Consider the following 21,379-nt stretch of genomic DNA (forward strand, 5'->3'; position numbering starts at 1 on the left):
GTCATCAGCAACAGGGGCGCCGCCACGTACCGTCGATGTACCGAGCCAGGCGCAAAACGGGTACGGTTGTACTCGTGACTGACGCATGGCTCATCAGGCACCGGTTCGTGTGGTACACGCGCGCGTTGATGGGCCCACGAAAGCCCTGACCATCGAGGGGGTCGAGCCAATGGGTCGCGGCCGAGCCAAGGCCAAGCAGGTGAAGGTTGCCCGGCAGCTCAAGTACAGCACCGGCAACACGGACCTCGACCGCCTTAAGGACGAACTAGGAGTCAGCGACTCCGGCGAAGACTCCTACGACGAGCTCGTCGAGAAGTACGCCGACTACGCCGACGACTACGGCACGGAGCCCCGCAAGGACGGCACCTCCGGTTGACCGGCAGACAGCACGCCACCGCCCGCACCGCCGGGCGGTGGCGTTTGTCATGAGCCGGAGCACGCCCGCGGGCCGCCGCTCACGCTGAGCGACCCCACGGGCCACGTCCCGTGTCCGGCATGCCCTTCTTGGCCTGAGAGGTCGAAGAGGCGCTCAGCGTCACGTTCAGCCCGTCCGCGAGGTCGGGCGGGGCCGGCCGGTCAGCGGAGGGTCGCATGGCCGGTGCCCTCGGTGATCTCGCCGAGGGGCCAGGACGGGACGCCGCGGGAGGCCAGCAGGCGGAGCGCCTCGTCGGCGCGGTCCGGGGCGACGATCGCGGCCATGCCCACGCCGAGGTTGAACGTCTTGTCCATTTCGGCCTGCGGCACGTCACCGTGCGCCTGGAGCAGGCGGAAGACGGCCGGGACCTCCCAGGACGAGCGGTCCAGCGCGGCGTCCACCCCCGGCGGAAGGGACCGGGCCAGGTTCGCCGCCAGCCCGCCGCCCGTGATGTGCGCGAACGCCCGCACTCCGCCGGTCTCGGCCAGGGCCAGGCAGTCCCTGGCGTAGATGCGCGTCGGGGTGAGGAGCTCCTCACCCAGCGGACGGTCGAGTTCGGCCGGCCGGGTCTCCAGCGTCAGATCCGTCGTCGCCAGGATGTGCCGGACGAGCGAATAACCGTTCGAGTGGATGCCGGACGACGCCATGGCGACCACGACGTCGCCCGCCTTCACGCGTTCCGGCCCCAGGACCCGGTCGGCCTCGACGACGCCCGTCCCGGCGCCCGCCACGTCGAACTCGTCGGCCTCCAGCAGGCCCGGGTGCTCGGCGGTCTCGCCGCCCACGAGAGCGCAACCGGCCAGGGCGCACGCGTCCGCGATCCCGCCGACGATGTCGGCGATGCGCTCCGGGACGACCTTGCCGCAGGCGATGTAGTCGGTCATGAACAGCGGTTCGGCGCCGCAGACGGCGAGGTCGTCGATGACCATGCCGACCAGGTCGTGCCCGATCGTGTCGTAGACGCCGAGACGACGCGCCAGGTCGACCTTGGTACCGACGCCGTCCGTGGACGTCGCGAGCAAGGGCCTCTTGTAGCGCAGCAGGGCCGAGGCGTCGAAGAGCCCCGCGAACCCGCTGACGTCGTCGACGACCTCGGGCCGCCGCGCACGGGCCACCCGCGACTTCATCAGCTCCACGGCGCGCTCGCCCGCCGCGATGTCGACGCCTGCGGCCTCGTAGGAGGTCGTCGGGCGGTCCGTCATCGGGTGGCCTCCAGCAGGTGCTTGCCGCGGGCGTCCTGCTCCACCGGAATGGGGTACTGGCCGTCGAAGCACGCCCGGCACAGCCTGTCCTTGGCGATGTGCGAGGCGGAGATCAGCTCCTCCAGGGAGACGTAGCCGAGCGAGTCGGCGCCGATGGAGTCGCGGATCTCCTCCACCGACAGGTTCCCGGCGATCAGCTCGGCCCGGGTCGCGAAGTCGATGCCGTAGAAGCAGGGCCAGGCGACGGGCGGGCTGGAGATGCGCACGTGCACCTCGGCGGCGCCCGCGTCCCGCAGCATCGACACGATGGCGCGCTGGGTGTTGCCGCGCACGATCGAGTCGTCCACCACGACCAGCCGCCGGCCCTCGATCGCCTCCCGCAGCGGGTTCAGCTTCAGCCGGATGCCGAGCTGGCGGATCGTCTGGGACGGCTGGATGAACGTCCGGCCGACGTAGGAGTTCTTCACCAGGCCCTGGCCGTAGGGGATGCCGGACGCCTCGGCGTAGCCGATCGCGGCCGGCGTGCCCGACTCGGGCGTCGGGATGACCATGTCGGCCTCGACGGGGTGCTCGCGGGCCAGCCGCCGCCCGACCTCGACGCGGGTGGCCTGGACGCTGCGCCCGGCGATCGTCGTGTCGGGCCGCGCCAGGTACACGTACTCGAACAGGCAGCCCTTCGGGCGCGCCTCGGCGAACCTCTCGGACCGCACGCCCTCGCCGTCGAGCGCGAGCAGCTCGCCCGGCTCGACCTCCCGGACGAACCGGGCGCCGACGATGTCGAGCCCGGCCGTCTCCGAGGCGACCACCCAGCCGCGGTCCTCCAAGGAGCCGAGCACGAGCGGCCGGATGCCCTCGGGGTCGCGGGCGGCGTAGAGCGTCCCCTCGTCCATGAAGACCAGGGAGAACGCGCCGCGCGTCGCCGGGAGGATCTCCCGGGCCGCCTCCAGCGCGCCGCCCTGGCCGCGCGCGGCGAGCAGGGCGGTCAGGACCTCGGTGTCGGTCGTGGCGGTCAGCTCGCCGGGGTCCAGCCGCGCGGCCAGCTCCGGCGTGTTGATCAGGTTGCCGTTGTGGACGAGCGCCAGCCCGCCGTCGTCGGTGGACCGGAACGTGGGCTGCGCGTTCTCCCACGTGGGCGAGCCGGTCGTGGAGTAGCGGCAGTGGCCGACGGCGATGTGGCCGCGCAGGGTGTTCAGCACCGACTCGTCGAAGACCTGGGCGACGAGGCCCATGTCCTTGAACACGACGATGCGCGAGCCGTCGCTGACGGCGATGCCCGCCGACTCTTGCCCGCGGTGCTGGAGCGCGTACAGCCCGTAGTACGTGAGCTTGCTCACTTCGGCCCGGGCCGCCTCCTCGGCGGGAACCCAGACGCCGAAGACCCCGCAGGCATCCTGCGGAGCACGGTCGGAGGGGTCGATGTCGTGGCTCAGACGTCCGTCACGGAGAGGCACGTTCGCCAGTCTAGATGCCCGGTTCACCTGCTCCGATCGGTGGGATCTCCTTAACCGACCTTTACTCCCCGAAACCAAGGGCGACACGGGGTGCGGGGGAATCTGGGGGACGACACGTGGAGGAGCGCATGACCATGCCCGGGTACCGCACCCACTCGCCCCCGTCGCCGCTGCGGCGGAGCACCCTGGCGCGGGCCTCCCGGCTGCTCGGCATCGTCGGGCTGGCCGGGCTCGCGGCGTGCTTCGCGGGAATGATCCCGGCGCTCGTGGGCCTCGTCCTCGGGACGGTCTCCCTCGTGCGCCGCGACCCCGACCGGCGTCCCGCCCTCGTGGGGGTGGTCTGCTCCGCGGCGGCCCTCCTGATCGGGTCCGGGACGCTTCTGTGGCTGCTGAGCAAAGCGGCCCAGTGCGGGGACGCGGCCCGGTACCCCGACGACCTGTCGCGGCGGAACTGCGTCGAACGCGAGTTCCCCTTCGCCCGGGCGACTCCCCGGTAGCCCGGCCCAGCCGCCCGATCTAGCCGCCTGGCTGGTCGGCCAGGGCACGGACGGCCTCCTGCCCGAGCGCCGAGGCGTACACGCGCAGATCGTCGATGAGGCCGCCGAAGCCGGGCTTGGCAGGCTCCCTGCCCAGGTAGATGGGCCCGGCCGGGGTGACGACGGGGTGTTCCAGCGGGACGGCGGAGTCCTGCTCGCCGTCGATGTGGAGGGCCATGCCCCGGGTGTCCACGACGAAGGCGATGTGCGTCCATTCGCCCACGGTCAGCCTGGCCCGGCTGTCGATGTAGTCGGGGCCCTTGACGGTGAACACCTGGACGCGCAGCCTCATCGCGTCCGGGTAGAGCCACAGGCCGAGGCCGCGCGCGTCGTTCTCGGCGACGGGCTTGTAGAGGAGGCTGCGCCACTCGCCGGTGGGTCCCTCGTCGACCCGGACGAACAAGGCCAGGCTGAACCCGAAGATCTGGCTCAGGACGAGTTGCGGCGCCGCGGGGATCAAGGCGCGGTCGTTCTCGCCGAGCGACAGCGCCTCCCCGTCCCGGCCGGGGACGATCCGGGCGGTCTCCGCCAGTTCGGCGGCGGGGCCGGCTCCGGCGGTGTCGGCGGCGCGGCGGCCGTCCACGGTGCCGGCGTCGAACGTCCAGTGCGCGATCAGCACGGGGATCACCTCCGGTAGGGCGCGCGTTACCCGCGCACGCTATGCGCGCCTTCCCGTCCCGTCGAGGGGGAACCGTCAGTCGAGGGGGGGGAACCGTCAGTCGAGGGGGGGAACCGTCAGTCGAGGGGCAGCGGGAGGTGGGGCGTCAGGTCGGCGCGCGGGCCGCTCGCCCGGACCCGTCCGTTCGCCGCGGCGTCTTCCCAGGTGAGGCGCCCGGTGGCCAGCGCGATCCAGGTGGCGGCGTCCATCTCCACCACATTCGGTGGCGTACCCCGGGTATGGTGCGGGCCGTCGATGCACTGAACGACGGCGTGCGGAGGGACCCGGACCTCCACCGAACGGCCCGGGGCGAGCTCGGCCAGCCGGTCGAGCAGGTACCGCACCGCTCCCCTGACCACCGGACGGCTCGCTTCGGCCCCTCCCGCCTCGATGCCGGCGAGGACCGTGTCCAGAGCCGCGCGGCGCAGCGCGGCGGGCTCGTCCGCGCCGGTGTAGGGCGCCATCCCGAGCGCGGCGCGCTGCTCGTTCAGGACGGTGGGGGAAAGCGGTGTTCGCGGCATCGCGCACGACGCTACCGGGTCGGCCTCGGTACCGCGCAGGCGGTAGAAAGGACCCCGGTGCCAGGCATGGGGGTGCAGGGAACGGGGAGGCCGGGGACGCCGTCCCCGGAAGAGACGGAGGTTCGTCAGATGCCCGAGGCGCTGCCCCTGCAGCCGGGCGACCCGACACGGCTCGGTTCGTTCGAGATCACGGGACGGCTCGGCGTGGGCGAGCAGGGCGCCGTCTTCCTCGGCGGGGACCCCTCCGGGCGCCCCGTCGCCGTGAAGGTCCTGCACGTGCGGTTGAGCGGCGAGCCGGTCGCGCGGTCGCGGTTCGCCGACGCGTTCACCCCGGCCCGGAAGGTCTCCGGCTTCTGCACGGCGGCGATCCTGCACGCCGACGTCGAGGGCGACCGTCCCTACGTGGTGAGCGAGTGGGTGGACGGGCCGTCCCTCCAGCAGCTCGTGGACGAGGAGGGCGTGCGCGGCGTCGTCGTCGTGGAGCGCGTGGCGATCGGAATGGCGATCGCCCTGGCCGCCGTCCATCGCGCGGGCGCCGTCCACCACGGTCTGAAACCCGGGAACGTACTTCTCGGCCGGGACGGTCCCCGGATGAGCGATTTCGCCATCGCCCACGCGATGGAGGCCGTGAACGTGGCGTTCCGCGGGCACATGACCGAGGACCCCGCCTACAAGTCACCCGAGCAGTTGAGCGGCATGGGCATCGGCCCGGCCGCCGACGTGTTCGCCTGGGCGTCGACCGTCCTGTTCGCCGCCGCGGGCAAGCCGCCGTTCGGCGAGGGCTCGCCGTCCGAGGTGATGCAGCGGATCGTCTACGACGAGGCCGATCTGTCGGAAATGCCCGACTCTTTGCGCGAGGTGGTGACGGCCGCCCTGGCCAAGGACCCGGCCGAGCGTCCGATGGCCAGGACGATCCTCGAACAGCTGCTGGGCAGGGGCAGCGCCCTCGCCGAGCGCCTGCCGGCCTCGATGGTCGAGGAGGGCCGCGCCCTCGCGACGGGCGTGATGGTCCGCCACACCCTGCCGCGGGTCACGCCGCCGCCGCGTTCCCCCGCGGACGCCCCGGGGAGCCCCATGGGAGCCGCCGCCCCGGCCTGGTTCACGCCGGGCCCCGCCACGCCTCCGGGCCCGCCCCCGGGTCCAGCCGCGGACTCCGCGTCGCCTTCCGTGCCGCTGCTCGAGAAGCTCTCGCGCTCCCGACGCGCGCGTCCGGAGCCCGAACCGCCGCCCGCCGACCTGGACCCCACCGCGTTCGAGGCGACCGCGACCTTCAACGCGGTCGGCCCGAACCGGTCCGAGCAGCACGCCCACGCGGGCGGGCGCGACCAGGCCGAGCAGACCGCCAGGTTCGACGCCGTCGGGACCGACCGGACGGCCACGTTCGACGCCGTCGACATGCCCGCCCCGCCGGACCCCACCGCCCCGAACCCCCTCATCCCGGGGCTGGGGCAGGGGCGCGAGGGCGGCGGCGGGCACCGCTCCCCGAACCGCACCTCGCCCTTCGCGGCCCTCGCGAAGATGCGGCGCCCCGGCAACCACGTCCTCGGCCTGGCGCTGTCGCTGGCCATCGGCGTCAGCGTCGGCATCGCCATCATCGCCCTGGTCCTGTGGCCGCAGTTGAAAGCCGACGACGACGGGTCGCCGCCCGACAGCACCAACACGTCCGACAACCGCCCGGTCACCACGATCCCGGCCTCGTTCGCGGGGACGTGGAAGGGGACGGTGGTCAACACGGGCCGCAACGCGTCCTTCCCGGTGGAGATCACGTTCCAGACCGGCGGGACGACCGGGCGTGCCCTGTACCCGCGGGAGAACTGCAACGGCACCCTCCGGCTCGCGCGGGGCACCGAGAGCGCGCTGAAGATGAATTTGGAGATCGGCAAGCCGTGCACGTCCGGGGTGGTCCAGGTCACCCGGCAGCCGGACGGGACGCTCCAGTACACCTGGACGAGGCCGGGCACGAGCCTCGGCTACGGAGGACGGCTCAACCGGACCTGACCTGCTTGTGCCAATTCCGGCAAGGCGTCCATTTTGTCGTCTCATATCAGGACAGTTCCGCTAGGGTTTCCCCTCGATCGAAACCATCGATCATGAGCGGGACGCCTCCGCGCGCTCCCCGGCAGAAGGAGACGCCTTGCGGACCGTCCACCGAAGGCTGCTGCTCGTCGGCTCGGTCGCGGCATGCCTCGGCGCCGCCGCGGCGTTCCCGGTGCTCGCCGACGACTCGTCGTCCCTGGTGAAGGTGACGGCGGCGGAAGGCACCCCGGTGCCCGGCCGGTACATCGTCACGCTGAAGACCGGCGCGTCCACCGACGCCGCCGCCAAGAAGGTCAAGGCGACGGGCGTCCGGCGCTTCGACGGCGTCCTGAACGGCTTCGCCGCGCGGCTGAGCGGCGACCAGCTGAACAAGCTGCGCCGCGACGGCCGCGTCGCCGCGATCGAGCAGGACCAGATCGTCAAGGCCACCACGACGCAGCGCGCACCTCTGCCCTGGGGGCTCGACCGCATCGACCAGCGGTCGGCGAAGCTGTCCAAGACCTACACCTACAAGTCGTCCGGCAAGGGCGTGAACGCCTACATCATCGACACCGGCCTGGACGTCAAGCACAAGGAGTTCGGCGGCCGCGCCTCGATCGCGTGGGCGGCGAGCGGGTTCAACGGCGACGGACGTGACTGCAACGGCCACGGCACCCACGTCGCGGGCATCATCGGCTCCAAGACCTACGGCGCCGCCAAGTCCGTGAAACTGCGGGCCGTGCGCGTCCTCGACTGCAACGGCGAGGGCTCGATGTCGGACATCGTCGAGGCCGCCAACTGGCTGCGCGCCAACGCCGTCAAGCCGGCCGTGGCGAACATGTCCCTCGGCGGCCCCAAGTCCACGGCGGTGAACACCGCCGTGATGAACCTGTCCAAGTCCGGCGTGTTCACCTCCGTCGCCGCCGGCAACTCCAACGCCGACGCCTGCAAGGTCTCGCCGGCCGGCGCGGGCTGGGTCATGGCGGTCGGCGCGACCACCAAGAGCGACACGCGCGCCTCGTTCTCCAACTGGGGCAAGTGCGTCGACATCAACGCCCCCGGCTACGGCATCTACTCGACGTGGCCCGGCGGCGGCCGCAAGGCGCTCAGCGGAACGTCCATGGCCGCCCCCTACGTCAGCGGTGTCGCCGCCCTCTACCTGTCGACCCACCCGAAGGCCACCTTCCCGACGGTGCAGAAGGTGCTGAACGACAATTCCACCCACGGCCTCAAGGGACTGCGTTCGCAGCCCAACAGGCTCCTGTGGAAGGGCAAGCTGTGAGTCCCGTCACGTAAGATGGCCCGGCTCCCAGCAAGGGAGCCGGGCATCTCGCACCTACGCCCCGTCCCATGACCGCAGGGGTTTACCCTTGGCGAGGCAGACGGCTCTTTAACGTTCATTGACCTTCGGCCATGACGAGAGGAGAACACGTGGAGACCCCCGCCTCCACCCCTCGGAACGCCGGCAGCCGCCGTCGCCGGCGCCACGCCACCGCGGCTCTCGTGGCCCTCGCCGCCGCGGTGCCCCTGGTCGCCGCCGCCACCCCGTCCGCGGCCGCGCCGGCGTCCCTGCCCCTCGACCCGGGCGACAGCGGCAAGTTCGCGAAGCTGAACCGCCAGATCGAGCAGCTCGACAAGGAGTACGGCGGCGACCTCGCCAAGCTGAAGGACGCCGAGTTCGCCGCGAAGAGGGCGCTGGACAGGTCCAACGACCTGCAGCGCGACCTCCGGGAGGCCCGCGGCGTCGTCGCCCAGCTCGCCGCGTCCCAGTACATGACCAACGGCGAGGACCCCACGGTCACCTTCCTGGCCGACGCGAACCCCTCCGACCTGCTCAGCAACGCCACCTTGGTCAGCCACCTCGCCCAGAACAAGGCGGGCAAGGTCGCCCAGATCCAGAAGCTCGTCAACGACCAGCTGGCGGCCCGCAGGCAGGCCCAGCAGAAGATGACGGAGCTGAACAAGGAGATCAAGGACCTGAGGCGGCGCAAGTCGCAGATCCAGTCCCTGGTCAAGAAGTACAAGCCCGAGTCCCCGAGCGTCGGCATGGGCGGCGTCACCCCGCGCATGCTCAAGGTGAAGAACACCCTCGACCTGGAGACGGGCCCCTTCCCCACGATCGGCTGCGTCCGGCAGACCGGCGACCCGCAGGACCACGGCACCGGCCACGCCTGCGACTTCATGGTGACCACGGGCGGCGTCATGGCCTCCGGCAGCGCCCAGTCCCTGGGCGACCGCACCGCCGCCTACGCCATCGCCCACGCGAGCGCCCTCGGCATCAAGTACATCATCTGGCGCCAACGCATCTACGACCTCCGCAGCCCCGGCTGGCGCGCCATGGAGAACCGAGGCGGCGTAACCGCCAACCACTACGACCACGTCCACGTCTCGGTCTTCTAATAAGGGGACGCCATCCCCACACCAACGCGCAACGAGCCGAGCCGGTTCACCCCCGCTGACGTCCGCTGGGACCTGGCCCGCCGCATACTCACCGACGACACCCTCAACACCGCCGATCGCGTCGCCGCATGCCTGGTGCTGCTCTACGCCCAGCCCGTCACCCGGATCGTCACCCTCACCGCAAGCACCTGCTCCACACTCCGGACGGGCGGACCCAACTGCGCCTCGGTCAGACCGACCTCGACCTACTCCCGCCACTAGATCACCTGATCAACCAGCTTCCCCTCCGGCCGCCCAGCGGCATCGCCGGCCAACTCCACCAGGCCCCATGGCTGTTTCCCGGCAAGAAGCCAGACAGACCCCTTCACCACACGAGCCTGGCCCGCCGCCTCACCGCGATAGGCGTCGACCCCCGCCCCGACCGCAACAGCGCCCTGCTCGAATACGCCCGCCAGCTCCCACCGCCCGTGATCGGCAAACTCCTCGGCCTGCACCCGGGCACCACCGACCACTGGGCCTCGATCGCCGGTGGCAAGTGGGCCCGCTACACCCCGGGCAACCGCGGCCGATGACCTGCCCGCCGCGCTGAACGGGGGTTGACGAGCATCGGAACGAGATCTGCCGGACAGCCCCCTGGGCCGAGCCGAGATCCCGGCCCATCAGGGGCGCGGAAGTCTTCGTTTCGTGCCGGAGCGGAATCCGAGGCCGGGTGCCGCCGCCTCAGCGCATCTCCTCCCACATGGTGCGGGTCATCTCATACTCGACCTCGCCGAGGTGCGCGTCCGGCAGCGGATCGTCGAACTGCGGGTAGTACGTGCGCACGTACCGCATGCCGATGGCCCGCATCACTCCTATGGATCCGGCATTGGCGGCCATGGTCTGCGCGATCACACGGCTCTGCCCGACCGTGTCGAAGGCGTGCCGCAGAAGGGCGCGGGACGCTTCACTGGCCAGGCCCTGCCGCCAGTACCGGCGGACGAGCCGGTACCCCAGATCGCAGACCGTGGGATCGTCGGGCTGATCGGGACCATGCGCAGGCGGCAGCATCATGAGCCCGACGAACTCACCTTCCTCCCCTCCATCGGAGAGGTGGGCCATCCAGAAGCCCAACCCGTCCACCTTGCCTGCCACGGCGATCCGCCGCTGATGAGTTGCGACCACCTCGTCCCTGGTCGGCGTCCTCGCGTCGAGATAACGCAGCACCTCGAGGTCGGAGTCCAGGTGGACCTCCAGGTCGAGATGCCGATCGGCCAGCGGCACCAGCAGCAGACGCTCGGTGCGCAAGATCGGTTGAGGCATGGGGCAACCGTTTCACGCCGACATCGGTGAAGCGATCGTTTTTCTCCCCGGCTGTATCCAGGCCAGTGCCATGCCCTCGCGGGTGCGTAGGTGACCGAGGTTGGCCTCGAACTCGGCGACCATCGCCAGGTCTGCAGGAACAGCCCGTCGAACGGGTCATTCCAGTCGTAGACCGACCCGCCCAGCCCGAACAGCACGCCCCGGTCGGACAGGTCTGTGAGGACCTAGGATTCACACACTTTGAATAAGACCCTCCGCCACTGCCCCATCCGAGCCGACCAGCGCCGCGGTGACCATCCTTCCACTGGGCCCGATGGGTTCGGGGCCCCTAGTCTTCGTCGTCCAACTCGTCCCACGTCGGTTGGTCCCCTGCCGGTCTGCGTAACCGGCGGGTGACCATGCCTCGTGGCGCCAGGTGGATCCCGGCCCCATACCGGCGGCGACCGGATGGTCGGCTTATGATCGCCAGATGCCCCTAGGACACATTGGCGTGAATGTCCGGGACCTTGGTCAAGCCAGGACGTACTACGACGAGTTCATGCCCCTGGTCGGTTTCGAAATCTTCTTCGCTGCCGACGAGGAGTTCTCCTACCGTCCGGCGGGCGGCAAGCCAGGCACGTACCTGTTCTTCTATCCGGCCCTGGAGGACGGCGACTACTCGCGCCACCGTCCAGGTCTCCAGCACCTCGCTTTCATGGTGAAGACCCGAGAGGAGGTGGATCGCCTGCATGAGTGGGCGGTCAAGCGGGGCGCGAACGTGCTCTACGAGCCCCAGGAGTTCCCCCAGTACGGCCCCACCTACTACGCCGTGTTCTGGGAAGGCCCGGACGGCGTCACTTTGGAAGCCGTCTGCCACCGGTGACCGCCTGACACCCCCCTGGACCCGCGCCGGGGCGCTCGTAACGATGCGCGTCCCTTGCGGAGAGGTGGGCGGCCCTCCCGGTGAAGGGAGGGCCGCTGCGGTGGGGGCTCGACGCGGCGACGCGTCGGGCCTCAGGTCGTCGGATCAGCCTTCCAGCACGGTCACCTTGGCCGTGAACTTCCCGGTGAACTCGTGCATGTACACGTCCGGCGTGACCGTGTAACCGGGCACGATCGTGTACGTGCCGGCCTCTCCGAAGCAGGCTTGCGCCCACTCCAGAGCGACCTTCTCGATCCGAGCCGCGTCCTTGCAGGTCGTGTGAACGACGAGCGTGCGGGACGGTTCCGTGACGAACTTCCGGGACGGGTCGAGCACACGGATCAGCACGCAGAGCCAGTTGGCCAGTGTGGTGCGCAGGGCTTTCATCAGGTTTCTCCCCGACAGGTAGAGGTGGTGCGACCGCGAGGCCGCCTCACCGATCTGATTTGTGTTCGCGGAGAAGGACCGTCCAGCCGCACCCGGTCTCGGCAAGCGCAGGACGGCGCCAGAAGATCAAAAAGGGGCGGCCGCCGTGGGGAGCGCAAGGATTCGCCGCCCTGTGCGGAATGGCGGGAGTCGTCACGGGCGACAGCGCCGGATCGCGGTCCTCTAGGGTCGAGATATGGGTGACAAGCGGGAGCTGCCGCGGTATCGGGTTCTTACCGGGCCTGACGATGAGACGTTCTGCCGGCGGGTCAGTGAGGCGCTCGACTTGGGCTATGAGCTGCACGGGTCTCCGTCGGTGACGTTCAACGGGGATCGCGTCATCGTGGCTCAGGCGCTCACTCGTCGCCCGGAGTAGCGCGGGCGGACGTGACATGCGAAGGGGCGCCCCCGAACCGGGGGCGCCCCTTCGCTGGTCGCGTCAGTCGGCGTAGGTGGGGAGCATCCGTTCGTGGGCCTCGCGGAGTTCGGAGAGGCCGATGCTGAACAGCTCCTGCTGGTCGCCTTCGGGGCCGCGGCCCGTCACGTGCAGGCTGTCGCCGCCTGCCACGCCGAGCTGGCTGACCGGGACGCCTGCCGACTCGCACAGGGCCACGAGGCGTGACTCGGCGCCCGGACGGACGACGACCATGGCGCGGGCCACCGACTCGCTGAACAGCGAGACGAACGGGTCGCCCTGCAGGGTGATGCGGGCGCCGAGGCCGCCGCGCAGGCACGACTCCACCAGCGTCTGCGAGAGGCCGCCGTCGGACAGGTCGTGCACGGCGTTGACCAGGCCCTCGCGGACGGCCGCGACCATCACCGAGGCCAGTGCCGCCTCGGCCTTCAGGTCGACCAGCGGCGGCAGGCCGCCCAGGTGGCCGTAGACGACGTGCGCCCATTCCGAGCCGCCGAACTCCTCGCGGGTCTCGCCGAGGAGGGCGATCGTGGCGCCGTCGGTGGTCAGCGACATGTTCACCCGGCGGCGCACGTCGTCGTGGACGCCGAGGACGCCGATGACCGGGGTCGGGTTGATCGGGGTGCTGCCCGTCTGGTTGTAGAAGCTGACGTTGCCGCCCGTCACCGGGATGCCGAGGTACTGGCAGCCGTCCGCCAGGCCCTCGACCGCCTGCGCGAACTGCCACATGACACCCGGGTCCTCCGGGGAGCCGAAGTTGAGGCAGTTGGTGACGGCCAGGGGCCGCGCGCCGGTCGCCGCGACGTTGCGGAACGCCTCGGACAGCGCGAGCTGCGCGCCCGCGTACGGGTCGAGCCGGGCGTAGCGGCCGTTGCCGTCCAGGGACAGCGCGATGCCGAGGCCCGACTCGTCGTCGATGCGGACCACGCCGGCGTTCTCGGGCATCGCCATCACGGTGTTGCCCAGGACGTACCGGTCGTACTGGGAGGTCACCCACGTCTTGCCGGCGAGGTTCGGGGACCCGGCCAGCCAGAGGACGGTCCGGCGCAGCTCGTCGCCGTTGGACGGGCGGGTGAGCCGGCCCGGGGTGTCGGACTGCAGGGCGCCGAGGTCGTGCGGGGGCGCCAGCGGGCGGTTGTAGACCGGGCCCTCGTCGGCGGCCGTGACCGGCGGGATGTCGACGATCGTCTCGCCCCGCCACGTCATGACCAGCCGGCGCGTGTCGGTGACCGTCCCGATCACGGTGGCCGGGATCTCCCAGCGCGCGCAGATCTCCATGAAGCGCTCGACCTTGGCGGGCTCCACCACCGCCATCATGCGCTCCTGCGACTCGCTCATGAGGATCTCCTCGGGGAGGAGCGTCTCGTCGCGGAGCGGGACGGTGTCGAGGTCGACGTGCATGCCGCCGGTGCCGGCCGCGGCCAGCTCCGTCGTCGCGCACGACACCCCGGCGGCGCCGAGGTCCTGGATGCCGACCACGAGGTCCTCGTGGAACAGCTCCAGGCAGCACTCGATGAGCAGCTTCTCCATGAACGGGTCGCCGACCTGGACCGACGGCCGCTTCTGGTGCGACTCCTCGTCGAAGGTGGCCGAGGCGAGCACGGAGGCGCCGCCGATGCCGTCCGGGCCGGTCAGGGCGCCGAACAGGATCACCTGGTTGCCGGGGCCGGGGGCCACCGCGCGCTTGATGTCCTCGTGCTTCATCACGCCGACGCACAGGGCGTTCACGAGCGGGTTCTGCTCGTAGCAGGCGTCGAAGACCGTCTCGCCGCCGATGTTGGGCAGGCCGAGGGAGTTGCCGTAACCGCCCACGCCGGCGACGACGCCGGGCAGGACGCGCTGGGTGTCGGCGGCGTCGGCCGGGCCGAAGCGCAGCGAGTCCATGACGGCGATGGGTCGCGCCCCCATCGACATGATGTCGCGGACGATCCCGCCGACGCCGGTCGCGGCGCCCTGGTACGGCTCGACGTAGGACGGGTGGTTGTGCGACTCCACCTTGAAGGTGACCGCCCAGCCCTGGCCGATGTCCACGACACCGGCGTTCTCCCCCATGCCGACGAGGAGCTTGTCCGTCTTCGGGGCCTTGTCGCCGAACTGGCGCAGATGCACCTTGGAGCTCTTGTAGGAGCAGTGCTCGCTCCACATGACCGAGTAGATCGCCAGCTCGGCCGAGGTGGGCCGGCGTCCGAGGATGTTGCGGACGCGCTGGTACTCCTCCTCGTTCATTCCGAGCTCGGCGTACGGCTGCGGACGCTCGGGAGACGCGGCGGCGACGGCGACCGTGTCCGTGCCCTGGTCGTAGCGCCCGGACGCCTCGATGGCGGGCTGCGGACCGGTACCGCGCCCGAGGGCGGGCTGCGGGCCCGTGCCGTGGCCGACGGCGGGCTGCGGGCTTGTACCGGAGCCGAGGGCGGGCTGCGGACCCGTGCCGTGGCCTACGGCGGGCTGCGGGCCGGTACCGGAACCGGAACCGACCGCGGGCAGCGGACCCGTCCCCGGGCCGACCCTGGGCAGCGGGCCCGTCGCCGGGCGGACGGCGGGCAGGGGGCCCGTGCCGAGGCCGACCGCGGGCTGGGGACCCGTGCCCCGTCCGACGGCGGGCAGCGGGCCGGTGCCGGGGCGCACGGTCGGCTGCGGGCCCGTGCCGTGGCCGACGGCGGGCAGCGGGCCGGTACCGGTGTCCACGGCGGGCTGAGGACCCGTCCCCGGGCCTACCGAGGGCTGCGGGCCGGTGCCGGGGCCCTGCGACAGCGGACCCGTGTTCAGGTCGATGAGAGGCTGCGGGCCGGTGCCCGGGCGCACGGTCGGCTGCGGGCCCGTGCCATGACCGACCGCGTGAGAGCCCGTGCCGTGGCCTACGGCGGGCTGGGGGCCCGTGCCATGGCCCACGGCGGGCTGCGGGCCCGTGCCATGGCCCACGGCGGGCTGCGGGCCCGTGCCGTGACCGACCGCGGGCTGCGGGCCCGTGCCCGTGCCGCGGGTGGGCGGCGCGGCGAAGGCGCTCAGGTCGGGCACGGTGAGCGGCGGGTCCACGACGGTGGACGTGGGGTCGCCGCCAGAGCGCTCCTCTTCCAGGGCGCGCGCGAACTCCTGGTCGGACATCCCCGGGGACGCCGCGGGGCCCGGAGCGGGCTCCTCGTCGTTCAGCACCGGGATGGGCCCGGTGAAGGGCCCGGGGGCCGGTTCGGGCGCCGGCTCCTGGGGGCCGGGCTGGGAGGAGGGCTGATCCTCTTCGAGGATGGCCTTGAAACCCTGCGTCACAGCAGGGTTGATGGGCTGGAGCTCCGGGTCGTCGGCGTCGGACTTGAGCTCGCCGAGCCACTCCATCGAGGGCTCGTCCTCGTCTCGCATAGCCCTTCCGGAAGCGTTGGGCCGTTGCTCACTCATGCGTTGACCAGTCTCTTGACGATCGAGGTGAAGAAGCCGAGGCCGTCGGTGGACGGCCCGGTCAGCGACTCGACGGCGTGCTCGGGATGGGGCATGAGCCCGACCACGTTGCCGGCCTCGTTGCAGATCCCGGCGATGTCGTCCTGGGAGCCGTTCGGGTTCAGGTCGAGGTAGCGGGCGACGATGCGGCCGGAGTCGGCCAGTTCGATCAGCGTCTCCCGGTCGGCGGTGTAGCGGCCGTCCCGGTTCTTCACCGGGATCACCAGTTCCTGGCCCTCGTGGTACTCCGACGTCCAGGCGGTGTCGGCGTTCTCGACGCGCAGCCGCTGGTCGCGGCAGACGAAGTGCAGCCCCGCGTTCGGGAGCAGCGCGCCGGGCAGCAGGTGCGACTCGCACAGCACCTGGAACCCGTTGCAGATGCCGAGGACCGGCAGGCCGTCGCCCGCGGCGGCCACGACCTCGGACATCAGCGGCGCGAACCGGGCGATCGCCCCGGCGCGCAGGTAGTCCCCGTAGGAGAACCCGCCGGGCAGGACGACGGCGTCGACCCCCCGCAGGTCGCGGTCGCCGTGCCAGAGGGCGACGGGCTCCGCGCCGGCAAGCCGCACCGCGCGTGCGGCGTCCTTGTCGTCAAGGGAACCTGGGAAGGTGATGATCCCAACCCGGGCAGCGTCCATCTGTTCTGTTCCTCCGAAATGAGGTGCGGCCGAGACGATCGGGATCTCCTCCGCCGATCAACCCCGATGCGCGTCGCATTCCCCCGCGCGCGGGTCCCAATCTACCCGGCGTTGGGAATGAGGCTGCGGTCGAGGCGCCGTACCAGCGCCCCGTCCCTCCAGGTCAGCCGCTTTCGCAGGTGAACGACGGTGCCCCGGCCGGGCGCGGAGTCGATGTCCAGGTCGTCCACCAGCGCGCGCATGAGCGTGATCCCGCGGCCCGACTCGCTCAGCGGCTCGGGCTCCGGCGGGGCGGACCGGAGCCCGCGGCCCCAGTCCATGATCTTGAGCAGGCAGGTGCCGTCGTCCACGTGCCCGGTCACGTGGTAGTCGCCGTTCGCGCGGGCGTGCTCGATGACGTTCGTGCACGCCTCGGATATCGCGACCAGCAGGTCGTCGACGCAGTCCTCGGAGACGCCGAGCCCCCGCAGGGCCTCGCCCGTCACCCGCCGGACCACCGGGATGCTCAGCGCGTCGCGCGGCAGCGCGAGCGAGAACCTCATATCCACCCGGACACCTCGTGTCATGCTCCGGGCGTCCCGACCGTGCCCCCGGTCCCGGAGCGTGCTCGACGACTCAACGCAGCTAACACTTCCCCGGAAAAATCTTCCGTAACCGCCACAGTCGCGGGCCCGGCATTTGGAACGGGCCATGTCACAGCCGGAAACCGAGCGGTGTTCTACCGCCGACTCGGGCGGAGGGCCGGTACCGGCCACCCGGCCGGGCGGTTACAGAACGTGCACCTCGTAGTTCTCGATGACCGGGTTCGCCAGCAGCGTCTCGGCGATCTTGCCGACCTTCTCCAGGGCCGCCTCGTCGGCGTCCCCCTCCAGTTCCACCTCGAACCGCTTGCCCTGCCGGACGGCCACGACCCCGTCGAACCCCATCTGCGGCAGCTTGCGGGCGATCGCCTGCCCCTGCGGGTCGAGGATCTCCGGCTTGAGCATGACGTCCACGACGACACGCGCCACGGTCGCCCCCTCACTGATCTGCGCTTTTGCTTACGATCCTGAAGCGTACGGCACCATGGCCCATCACGAGCCATCAGCACCCCCGGAGCCTGCCGATGAACATCGAGGACCTCACGCCCGTGGAGCGCCGCCTGTGGGAGGCGTTCCCCAAGGGCGAATCCGTCGACCTGTCGTCCGGCGACCAGGCGATGGACGACATCACGCGCTCCGACCGCTGGGGACGTGACCGGATGGTCAGGGCGGAGGTCCTCGTCGCGCTGCTCGTCGGCGCGGTGGAGGCCGAGCCCGGCCAGGTCGCCGCCGTGCGGCTCGGCGGCGCCCGCATCACCGGCTCGCTGAACCTCGGCCACGCCGAGGTCCACGTCCCGCTGGCGCTCACCGGCTGCGACTTCGACGAGGCGCCGCACCTGTACTGGGCGAGCATGAACAGCGTCCACCTGATGCGCTGCCGGCTGCCCGGCCTGATCGCCTCCGGCACGCGGGTGGACGGCCACCTGTGGCTGGAGGGCAGCCGCATCAACGGCGGCCTGTGGCTGGACGGCGCGAACATCACCGGCATCCTCAACATGTCGGGCGTGCACCTGTCCAACCCCGGCGGGGACGCGATGCTCGCCGACCGCCTGTCGGTCGAGGCGAACGTCTACTGCGACCAGGGGTTCACCGCCAACGGCGAGGTCCGGCTGCCGGGGTCCCGCGTCGGCGGCCAGCTGATCTTCCGGGGCGCGCGGCTGTACAACCCGTCCGGCGCCGCCCTGTACGCCAGCCGCCTGGACGTGGCCGCGAACGTGTTCTGCGACGGCGGGTTCAGCGCCGAGGGGGAGGTCCGGCTGCGCGGCGCCCGCGTCGGCGGATACCTGTCGTTCGTCGGCGCCCGCCTGGCCGCCCCCAAGCGGACCGCCCTGAACGCCGACGACCTGTCCGTCGAGACCGACGTCTACTGCTCGGACGGGTTCACCGCCGTCGGCGCCGTCAGCTTCTCCGGAGCCCGCGTCACCGGGCAGCTCAGCCTGCGCGACGCCCGCCTGCTCCACGACGAGGGGACGGCGCTCGGCCTGCAGCGCCTCCAGGCCGAGGAGCTGCTGATGCGCACCGCCGAGCCGATCAAGGGGACCGCGGACCTGTCCTACGCGCGCATCAACCTGCTGCGCGACGACGCCGCGTCGTGGCCGGAGCGCCTCCAGCTCGACGGCCTCCAGTACGAGACCCTCGAACCGCCGCTCACCGCCCGCGAGCGCCTGGCGTGGCTGCGCCGCGACACCGACGGCTACGCCCCGCAGCCCTACGAGCGGCTCGCGCAGACCTACCGCTCCCTCGGCCTGGACGCCGACGGCCGCTCCGTCCTGCTCGCCAAGGCGCGGGACCGGCGCAGGACTCAGGGCGTCCCCCGCAAGATCGTCGGCTGGTTCCAGGACGGGCTGGTCGGCTACGGCTACCGCCCGTTCCGCGCCGCGAGCTGGCTGATCGGCCTGCTCGCCTTCGGGACGATCGTCTTCTCGATCCACCGGCCGGACGTCCTGGACGAAGGCCACAAGCCGCATTTCAACGCCTTCTTCTACACGCTCGACCTCCTCCTGCCGATCGGCAGCCTCGGCCAGGAGATGGAGTTCGCGCCCAAGGGCCTCTACCAGTGGATCGCCAACTTCATCGTCGCCGCGGGCCTGCTCCTCGGCCTGACGGTCGCGGCGGGCGCCACCCGCGCGCTCTCCCGGGAGTAGCTGGCGCCGGGAACGGCGGACGTAACGTGCGTCACGTCAGGGTCGCCGGGTAGGGCCGGGGGTAGGACCTCCGGTGGCGGGGCTCGCATCGCGGTGGCGGGGAACTTGCACCGCAGGGTGTGATGTCTGCCACGATGGCATTGCGGCTTTTGTCCCCTACCGGGGACGGGGCCGTTGGCATCGGCCGGCCGCGCGGCGACCCCGCGTGACGGCCCCGAACGAGGAGTGTCATCGATGACGATCGACTCCGTGCGCGGCGCGCCCGACACCCCGAAGGTCGCCGAGCCCGAACTCGTCCAGCTGCTCACCCCCGAGGGCGAGCGGGTCGAGCACCCGGACTACCCCCTCGACCTCGGCGCCGAGGACGTGCGCGGCCTCTACCGCGACCTGGTGATCGTGCGGCGGATCGACCAGGAGGCCGTGGCGCTCACCCGGCAGGGCGAGCTCGGCCTCTGGGCGTCGCTGCTCGGGCAGGAGGCGGCGCAGATCGGCTCCGGGCGGGCGGCGTCCGCCAACGACATGGTCTTCCCGACGTACCGCGAGCACGGCGTCGCCTGGTGCCGGGACGTGGAGCCGCTGAAGCTGCTCGGCATGTTCCGCGGCGTCAACCACGGCGGTTGGGACCCGAAGGAGCACGGCTTCCACCTGTACACCGTCGTGATCGGCAGCCAGACGCTGCACGCGACGGGGTACGCGATGGGCATCCAGCGGGACGGCGTGCTCGGCACCCCGTCGGCGGGCGCCACGATCGCCTACTTCGGGGACGGGGCGACGTCCCAAGGCGACGTGAACGAATCGTTCGTGTTCGCCTCGGTCTTCAACGCGCCGATCGTGTTCTTCTGCCAGAACAACCAGTGGGCCATCTCCGAGCCCCTCGAACGGCAGTCCAGGATCCCCCTCTACAAGCGTGCGCAGGGTTTCGGCTTCCCAGGCGTCCGCGTGGACGGCAACGACGTGTTCGCTTGCCTGGCCGTCACCAGGAAGGCCCTGGAGAACGCCAGGACGGGCCAGGGCCCCACTCTCGTCGAGGCGTACACGTACCGGATGGGCGCCCACACCACGACCGACGACCCCACGCGCTACCGGCTGAAGGCCGAGGAGGAGGCGTGGAAGCTCAAGGACCCCATCGAGCGCGTCAAGGCGTATCTGGTGCGCGGCGACCTGGCGGACGCCGGGTTCTTCCAGAAGGTGGAGGACGAGGCCAAGCAGATCACCAGGGAGCTGCGTGAGGCGTGCCTGGCGCTGCCCGACCCGGGGCCGCTGTCGATGTTCGACCACGTGTACGGGGACGAGCACCCGCTCATGACCGAGGAGCAGGAGCAGTTCGCCGCCTACCTGGCCTCGTTCGAGGAGGAGGCGAAGTGAGCACCCTGACCCTCGGCAAGGCCCTCAACGAGGGCCTGCGCAAGGCCATGGAGAACGACCCGAAGGTCCTGGTCATGGGCGAGGACGTCGGCAAGCTCGGCGGCGTCTTCCGCATCACCGACGGCCTGCAGAAGGACTTCGGCGAGGAGCGGGTCATCGACACCCCGCTCGCCGAGTCCGGCATCGTCGGAACGGCGATCGGGCTGGCGCTGCGCGGCTACCGTCCCGTGGTGGAGATCCAGTTCGACGGGTTCGTGTTCCCCGCCGCCGACCAGATCATCACGCAGCTGGCGAAGATGCGGATGCGCTCGCTCGGCGCGCTGGAGCTGCCGGTCGTCGTGCGGATCCCGTGCGGCGGCGGCATCGGCGCGGTCGAGCACCACTCCGAGTCGCCGGAGGCGTACTTCACGCACACCGCCGGCCTGCGCGTGGTGGCGTGCTCGAACCCGCTGGACGCCTACTCGATGATCCAGCAGTCGATCGCCTCCCCCGACCCGGTGGTCTTCTTCGAGCCGAAGCGCCGCTACTGGGACAAGGCGGAGGTCGACACCGACTCGGACGCGACCGGCTGGACGCCGCTGCACCGGGCCGCGGTCGTGCGGCCGGGCGGGCACGCGACGCTGCTGGCCTACGGGCCGGCGGTGAAGACGTGCCTGGAGGCCGCCGGTGCCGCAGCCGAGGAGGGGCGGGAGCTGGAGGTCATCGACCTGCGCTCGCTGAACCCGCTCGACATCGGCACGGTGACCGACTCGGTGAACCGGACGGGACGCTGCGTCGTCGTCCACGAGGCCCCGGTCTTCAACGGGTACGGCGCCGAGCTGGCCGCCCGGATCACCGAGAAGTGCTTCTACCGGCTGGAGTCGCCGGTGCTGCGCGTCGGCGGGTTCTCCACCCCGTACCCGCCGTCCCGCATCGAGGACCATTACCTGCCCGACCTCGACCGCATCCTGGACGCGGTCGACCGGACCTTCGCGTGGTGACGCCG

Annotated in this window: 21 protein-coding genes; 10 read left to right on the plus strand and 11 right to left on the minus strand. The window is 71.3% G+C overall.

Annotation, left to right across the window (positions count from 1 at the left end; genetic code table 11):
* Positions 1 to 169 precede the first annotated feature (169 nt).
* Complete coding sequence (locus CHC11_RS29670) at positions 170 to 376, plus strand: DUF3073 domain-containing protein (protein ID WP_089315144.1); 207 nt, start codon at positions 170 to 172, stop codon at positions 374 to 376.
* Between the two features lie 200 nt (positions 377 to 576).
* Here CHC11_RS29670 and purM read toward each other — a convergent pair whose 3' ends face one another.
* Together purM and purF are read right to left on the minus strand one after the other, a co-directional pair.
* On the minus strand, positions 577 to 1,617 hold the full coding sequence (purM, locus tag CHC11_RS29675; protein ID WP_089315145.1) for a phosphoribosylformylglycinamidine cyclo-ligase: 1,041 nt from the start codon (positions 1,615 to 1,617) through the stop codon (positions 577 to 579).
* A complete protein-coding gene (purF, locus tag CHC11_RS29680) occupies positions 1,614 to 3,068 on the minus strand; it encodes an amidophosphoribosyltransferase (protein WP_089315146.1) in 1,455 nt (484 codons plus the stop codon). Before purF ends, purM begins: the two co-directional genes overlap by 4 nt.
* A 128-nt stretch (positions 3,069 to 3,196) precedes the next feature.
* On the opposite strand from purF, the gene CHC11_RS29685 reads away from it, so the two are divergent.
* Positions 3,197 to 3,565, plus strand: a complete 369-nt coding sequence (locus CHC11_RS29685; protein WP_089315147.1) for a hypothetical protein — start codon at positions 3,197 to 3,199, stop codon at positions 3,563 to 3,565.
* Positions 3,566 to 3,584: 19 nt separating this feature from the next.
* Here CHC11_RS29685 and CHC11_RS29690 read toward each other — a convergent pair whose 3' ends face one another.
* Together CHC11_RS29690 and CHC11_RS29695 are read right to left on the minus strand one after the other, a co-directional pair.
* Positions 3,585 to 4,223, minus strand: coding sequence for a LamG domain-containing protein (locus CHC11_RS29690; RefSeq protein ID WP_179279070.1), 639 nt, complete (start codon positions 4,221 to 4,223; stop codon positions 3,585 to 3,587).
* A 116-nt stretch (positions 4,224 to 4,339) separates the two neighbouring features.
* Positions 4,340 to 4,783, minus strand: a complete 444-nt coding sequence (locus CHC11_RS29695) for a sterol carrier family protein (RefSeq protein WP_089315149.1) — start codon at positions 4,781 to 4,783, stop codon at positions 4,340 to 4,342.
* A gap of 129 nt (positions 4,784 to 4,912) precedes the next feature.
* Here CHC11_RS29695 and CHC11_RS29700 point away from each other — a divergent pair, with 129 nt between their 5' ends.
* From CHC11_RS29700 to CHC11_RS29710, 3 genes are all read left to right on the plus strand, one after another.
* Positions 4,913 to 6,781 carry a serine/threonine protein kinase gene (locus CHC11_RS29700; RefSeq protein ID WP_179279071.1) on the plus strand — a complete coding sequence of 623 codons (1,869 nt, stop codon included), beginning with the start codon at positions 4,913 to 4,915 and terminating at the stop codon, positions 6,779 to 6,781.
* A 136-nt stretch (positions 6,782 to 6,917) separates the two neighbouring features.
* Entirely contained in the window at positions 6,918 to 8,081 is a 1,164-nt protein-coding gene (locus CHC11_RS29705; RefSeq protein WP_089315151.1) for a S8 family peptidase, read from the plus strand.
* A 149-nt stretch (positions 8,082 to 8,230) separates the two neighbouring features.
* The gene (locus CHC11_RS29710) at positions 8,231 to 9,199 is read left to right on the plus strand and encodes a coiled-coil domain-containing protein (protein WP_089315152.1); all 969 of its coding nucleotides are present in this window, start codon (positions 8,231 to 8,233) and stop codon (positions 9,197 to 9,199) included.
* 257 nt (positions 9,200 to 9,456) lie between these two features.
* Here CHC11_RS29710 and CHC11_RS29715 read toward each other — a convergent pair whose 3' ends face one another.
* A complete protein-coding gene (locus CHC11_RS29715) occupies positions 9,457 to 9,693 on the minus strand; it encodes a hypothetical protein (protein WP_143227366.1) in 237 nt (78 codons plus the stop codon).
* A gap of 226 nt (positions 9,694 to 9,919) precedes the next feature.
* The gene (locus CHC11_RS29720) at positions 9,920 to 10,498 is read right to left on the minus strand and encodes a GNAT family N-acetyltransferase (protein WP_089315154.1); all 579 of its coding nucleotides are present in this window, start codon (positions 10,496 to 10,498) and stop codon (positions 9,920 to 9,922) included.
* Between the two features lie 469 nt (positions 10,499 to 10,967).
* On the opposite strand from CHC11_RS29720, the gene CHC11_RS29730 reads away from it, so the two are divergent.
* Entirely contained in the window at positions 10,968 to 11,360 is a 393-nt protein-coding gene (locus tag CHC11_RS29730; protein WP_089315155.1) for a VOC family protein, read from the plus strand.
* A gap of 144 nt (positions 11,361 to 11,504) precedes the next feature.
* Here the strand turns inward: CHC11_RS29730 and CHC11_RS29735 are convergent, their stop codons facing one another.
* Positions 11,505 to 11,786, minus strand: a complete 282-nt coding sequence (locus tag CHC11_RS29735) for a hypothetical protein (RefSeq protein ID WP_089315156.1) — start codon at positions 11,784 to 11,786, stop codon at positions 11,505 to 11,507.
* A gap of 235 nt (positions 11,787 to 12,021) precedes the next feature.
* Here CHC11_RS29735 and CHC11_RS43705 point away from each other — a divergent pair, with 235 nt between their 5' ends.
* Complete coding sequence (locus tag CHC11_RS43705; RefSeq protein WP_089315157.1) at positions 12,022 to 12,201, plus strand: DUF1737 domain-containing protein; 180 nt, start codon at positions 12,022 to 12,024, stop codon at positions 12,199 to 12,201.
* 63 nt (positions 12,202 to 12,264) lie between these two features.
* Here the strand turns inward: CHC11_RS43705 and purL are convergent, their stop codons facing one another.
* The 4 genes from purL to purS all read right to left on the minus strand — a co-directional run bounded on the left by purL (position 12,265) and on the right by purS (position 17,314).
* Positions 12,265 to 15,591 carry a phosphoribosylformylglycinamidine synthase subunit PurL gene (gene purL, locus CHC11_RS29745; RefSeq protein WP_425427360.1) on the minus strand — a complete coding sequence of 1,109 codons (3,327 nt, stop codon included), beginning with the start codon at positions 15,589 to 15,591 and terminating at the stop codon, positions 12,265 to 12,267.
* 32 nt (positions 15,592 to 15,623) lie between these two features.
* Positions 15,624 to 16,304: a phosphoribosylformylglycinamidine synthase subunit PurQ gene (purQ, locus tag CHC11_RS29750; protein ID WP_089315158.1), complete on the minus strand. Its 681-nt coding sequence runs from the start codon at positions 16,302 to 16,304 to the stop codon at positions 15,624 to 15,626.
* A gap of 101 nt (positions 16,305 to 16,405) precedes the next feature.
* On the minus strand, positions 16,406 to 16,846 hold the full coding sequence (locus CHC11_RS29755) for an ATP-binding protein (RefSeq protein WP_245919942.1): 441 nt from the start codon (positions 16,844 to 16,846) through the stop codon (positions 16,406 to 16,408).
* Positions 16,847 to 17,071: 225 nt separating this feature from the next.
* The gene (gene purS / locus CHC11_RS29760) at positions 17,072 to 17,314 is read right to left on the minus strand and encodes a phosphoribosylformylglycinamidine synthase subunit PurS (protein ID WP_089315160.1); all 243 of its coding nucleotides are present in this window, start codon (positions 17,312 to 17,314) and stop codon (positions 17,072 to 17,074) included.
* A 95-nt stretch (positions 17,315 to 17,409) separates the two neighbouring features.
* Here purS and CHC11_RS29765 point away from each other — a divergent pair, with 95 nt between their 5' ends.
* The 3 genes from CHC11_RS29765 to CHC11_RS29775 all read left to right on the plus strand — a co-directional run bounded on the left by CHC11_RS29765 (position 17,410) and on the right by CHC11_RS29775 (position 21,374).
* Positions 17,410 to 19,029 (plus strand): hypothetical protein, encoded by a 1,620-nt coding sequence (locus CHC11_RS29765; protein WP_089315161.1) that lies wholly within the window; start codon positions 17,410 to 17,412, stop codon positions 19,027 to 19,029.
* 234 nt (positions 19,030 to 19,263) lie between these two features.
* On the plus strand, positions 19,264 to 20,394 hold the full coding sequence (gene pdhA, locus CHC11_RS29770; protein WP_089315162.1) for a pyruvate dehydrogenase (acetyl-transferring) E1 component subunit alpha: 1,131 nt from the start codon (positions 19,264 to 19,266) through the stop codon (positions 20,392 to 20,394).
* Positions 20,391 to 21,374 (plus strand): alpha-ketoacid dehydrogenase subunit beta, encoded by a 984-nt coding sequence (locus CHC11_RS29775; RefSeq protein WP_089315163.1) that lies wholly within the window; start codon positions 20,391 to 20,393, stop codon positions 21,372 to 21,374. Before pdhA ends, CHC11_RS29775 begins: the two co-directional genes overlap by 4 nt.
* Positions 21,375 to 21,379 lie beyond the last annotated feature (5 nt).

Source organism: Actinomadura mexicana, assembly GCF_900188105.1.
Taxonomy (GTDB): Bacteria; Actinomycetota; Actinomycetes; order Streptosporangiales; family Streptosporangiaceae; genus Spirillospora; species Spirillospora mexicana.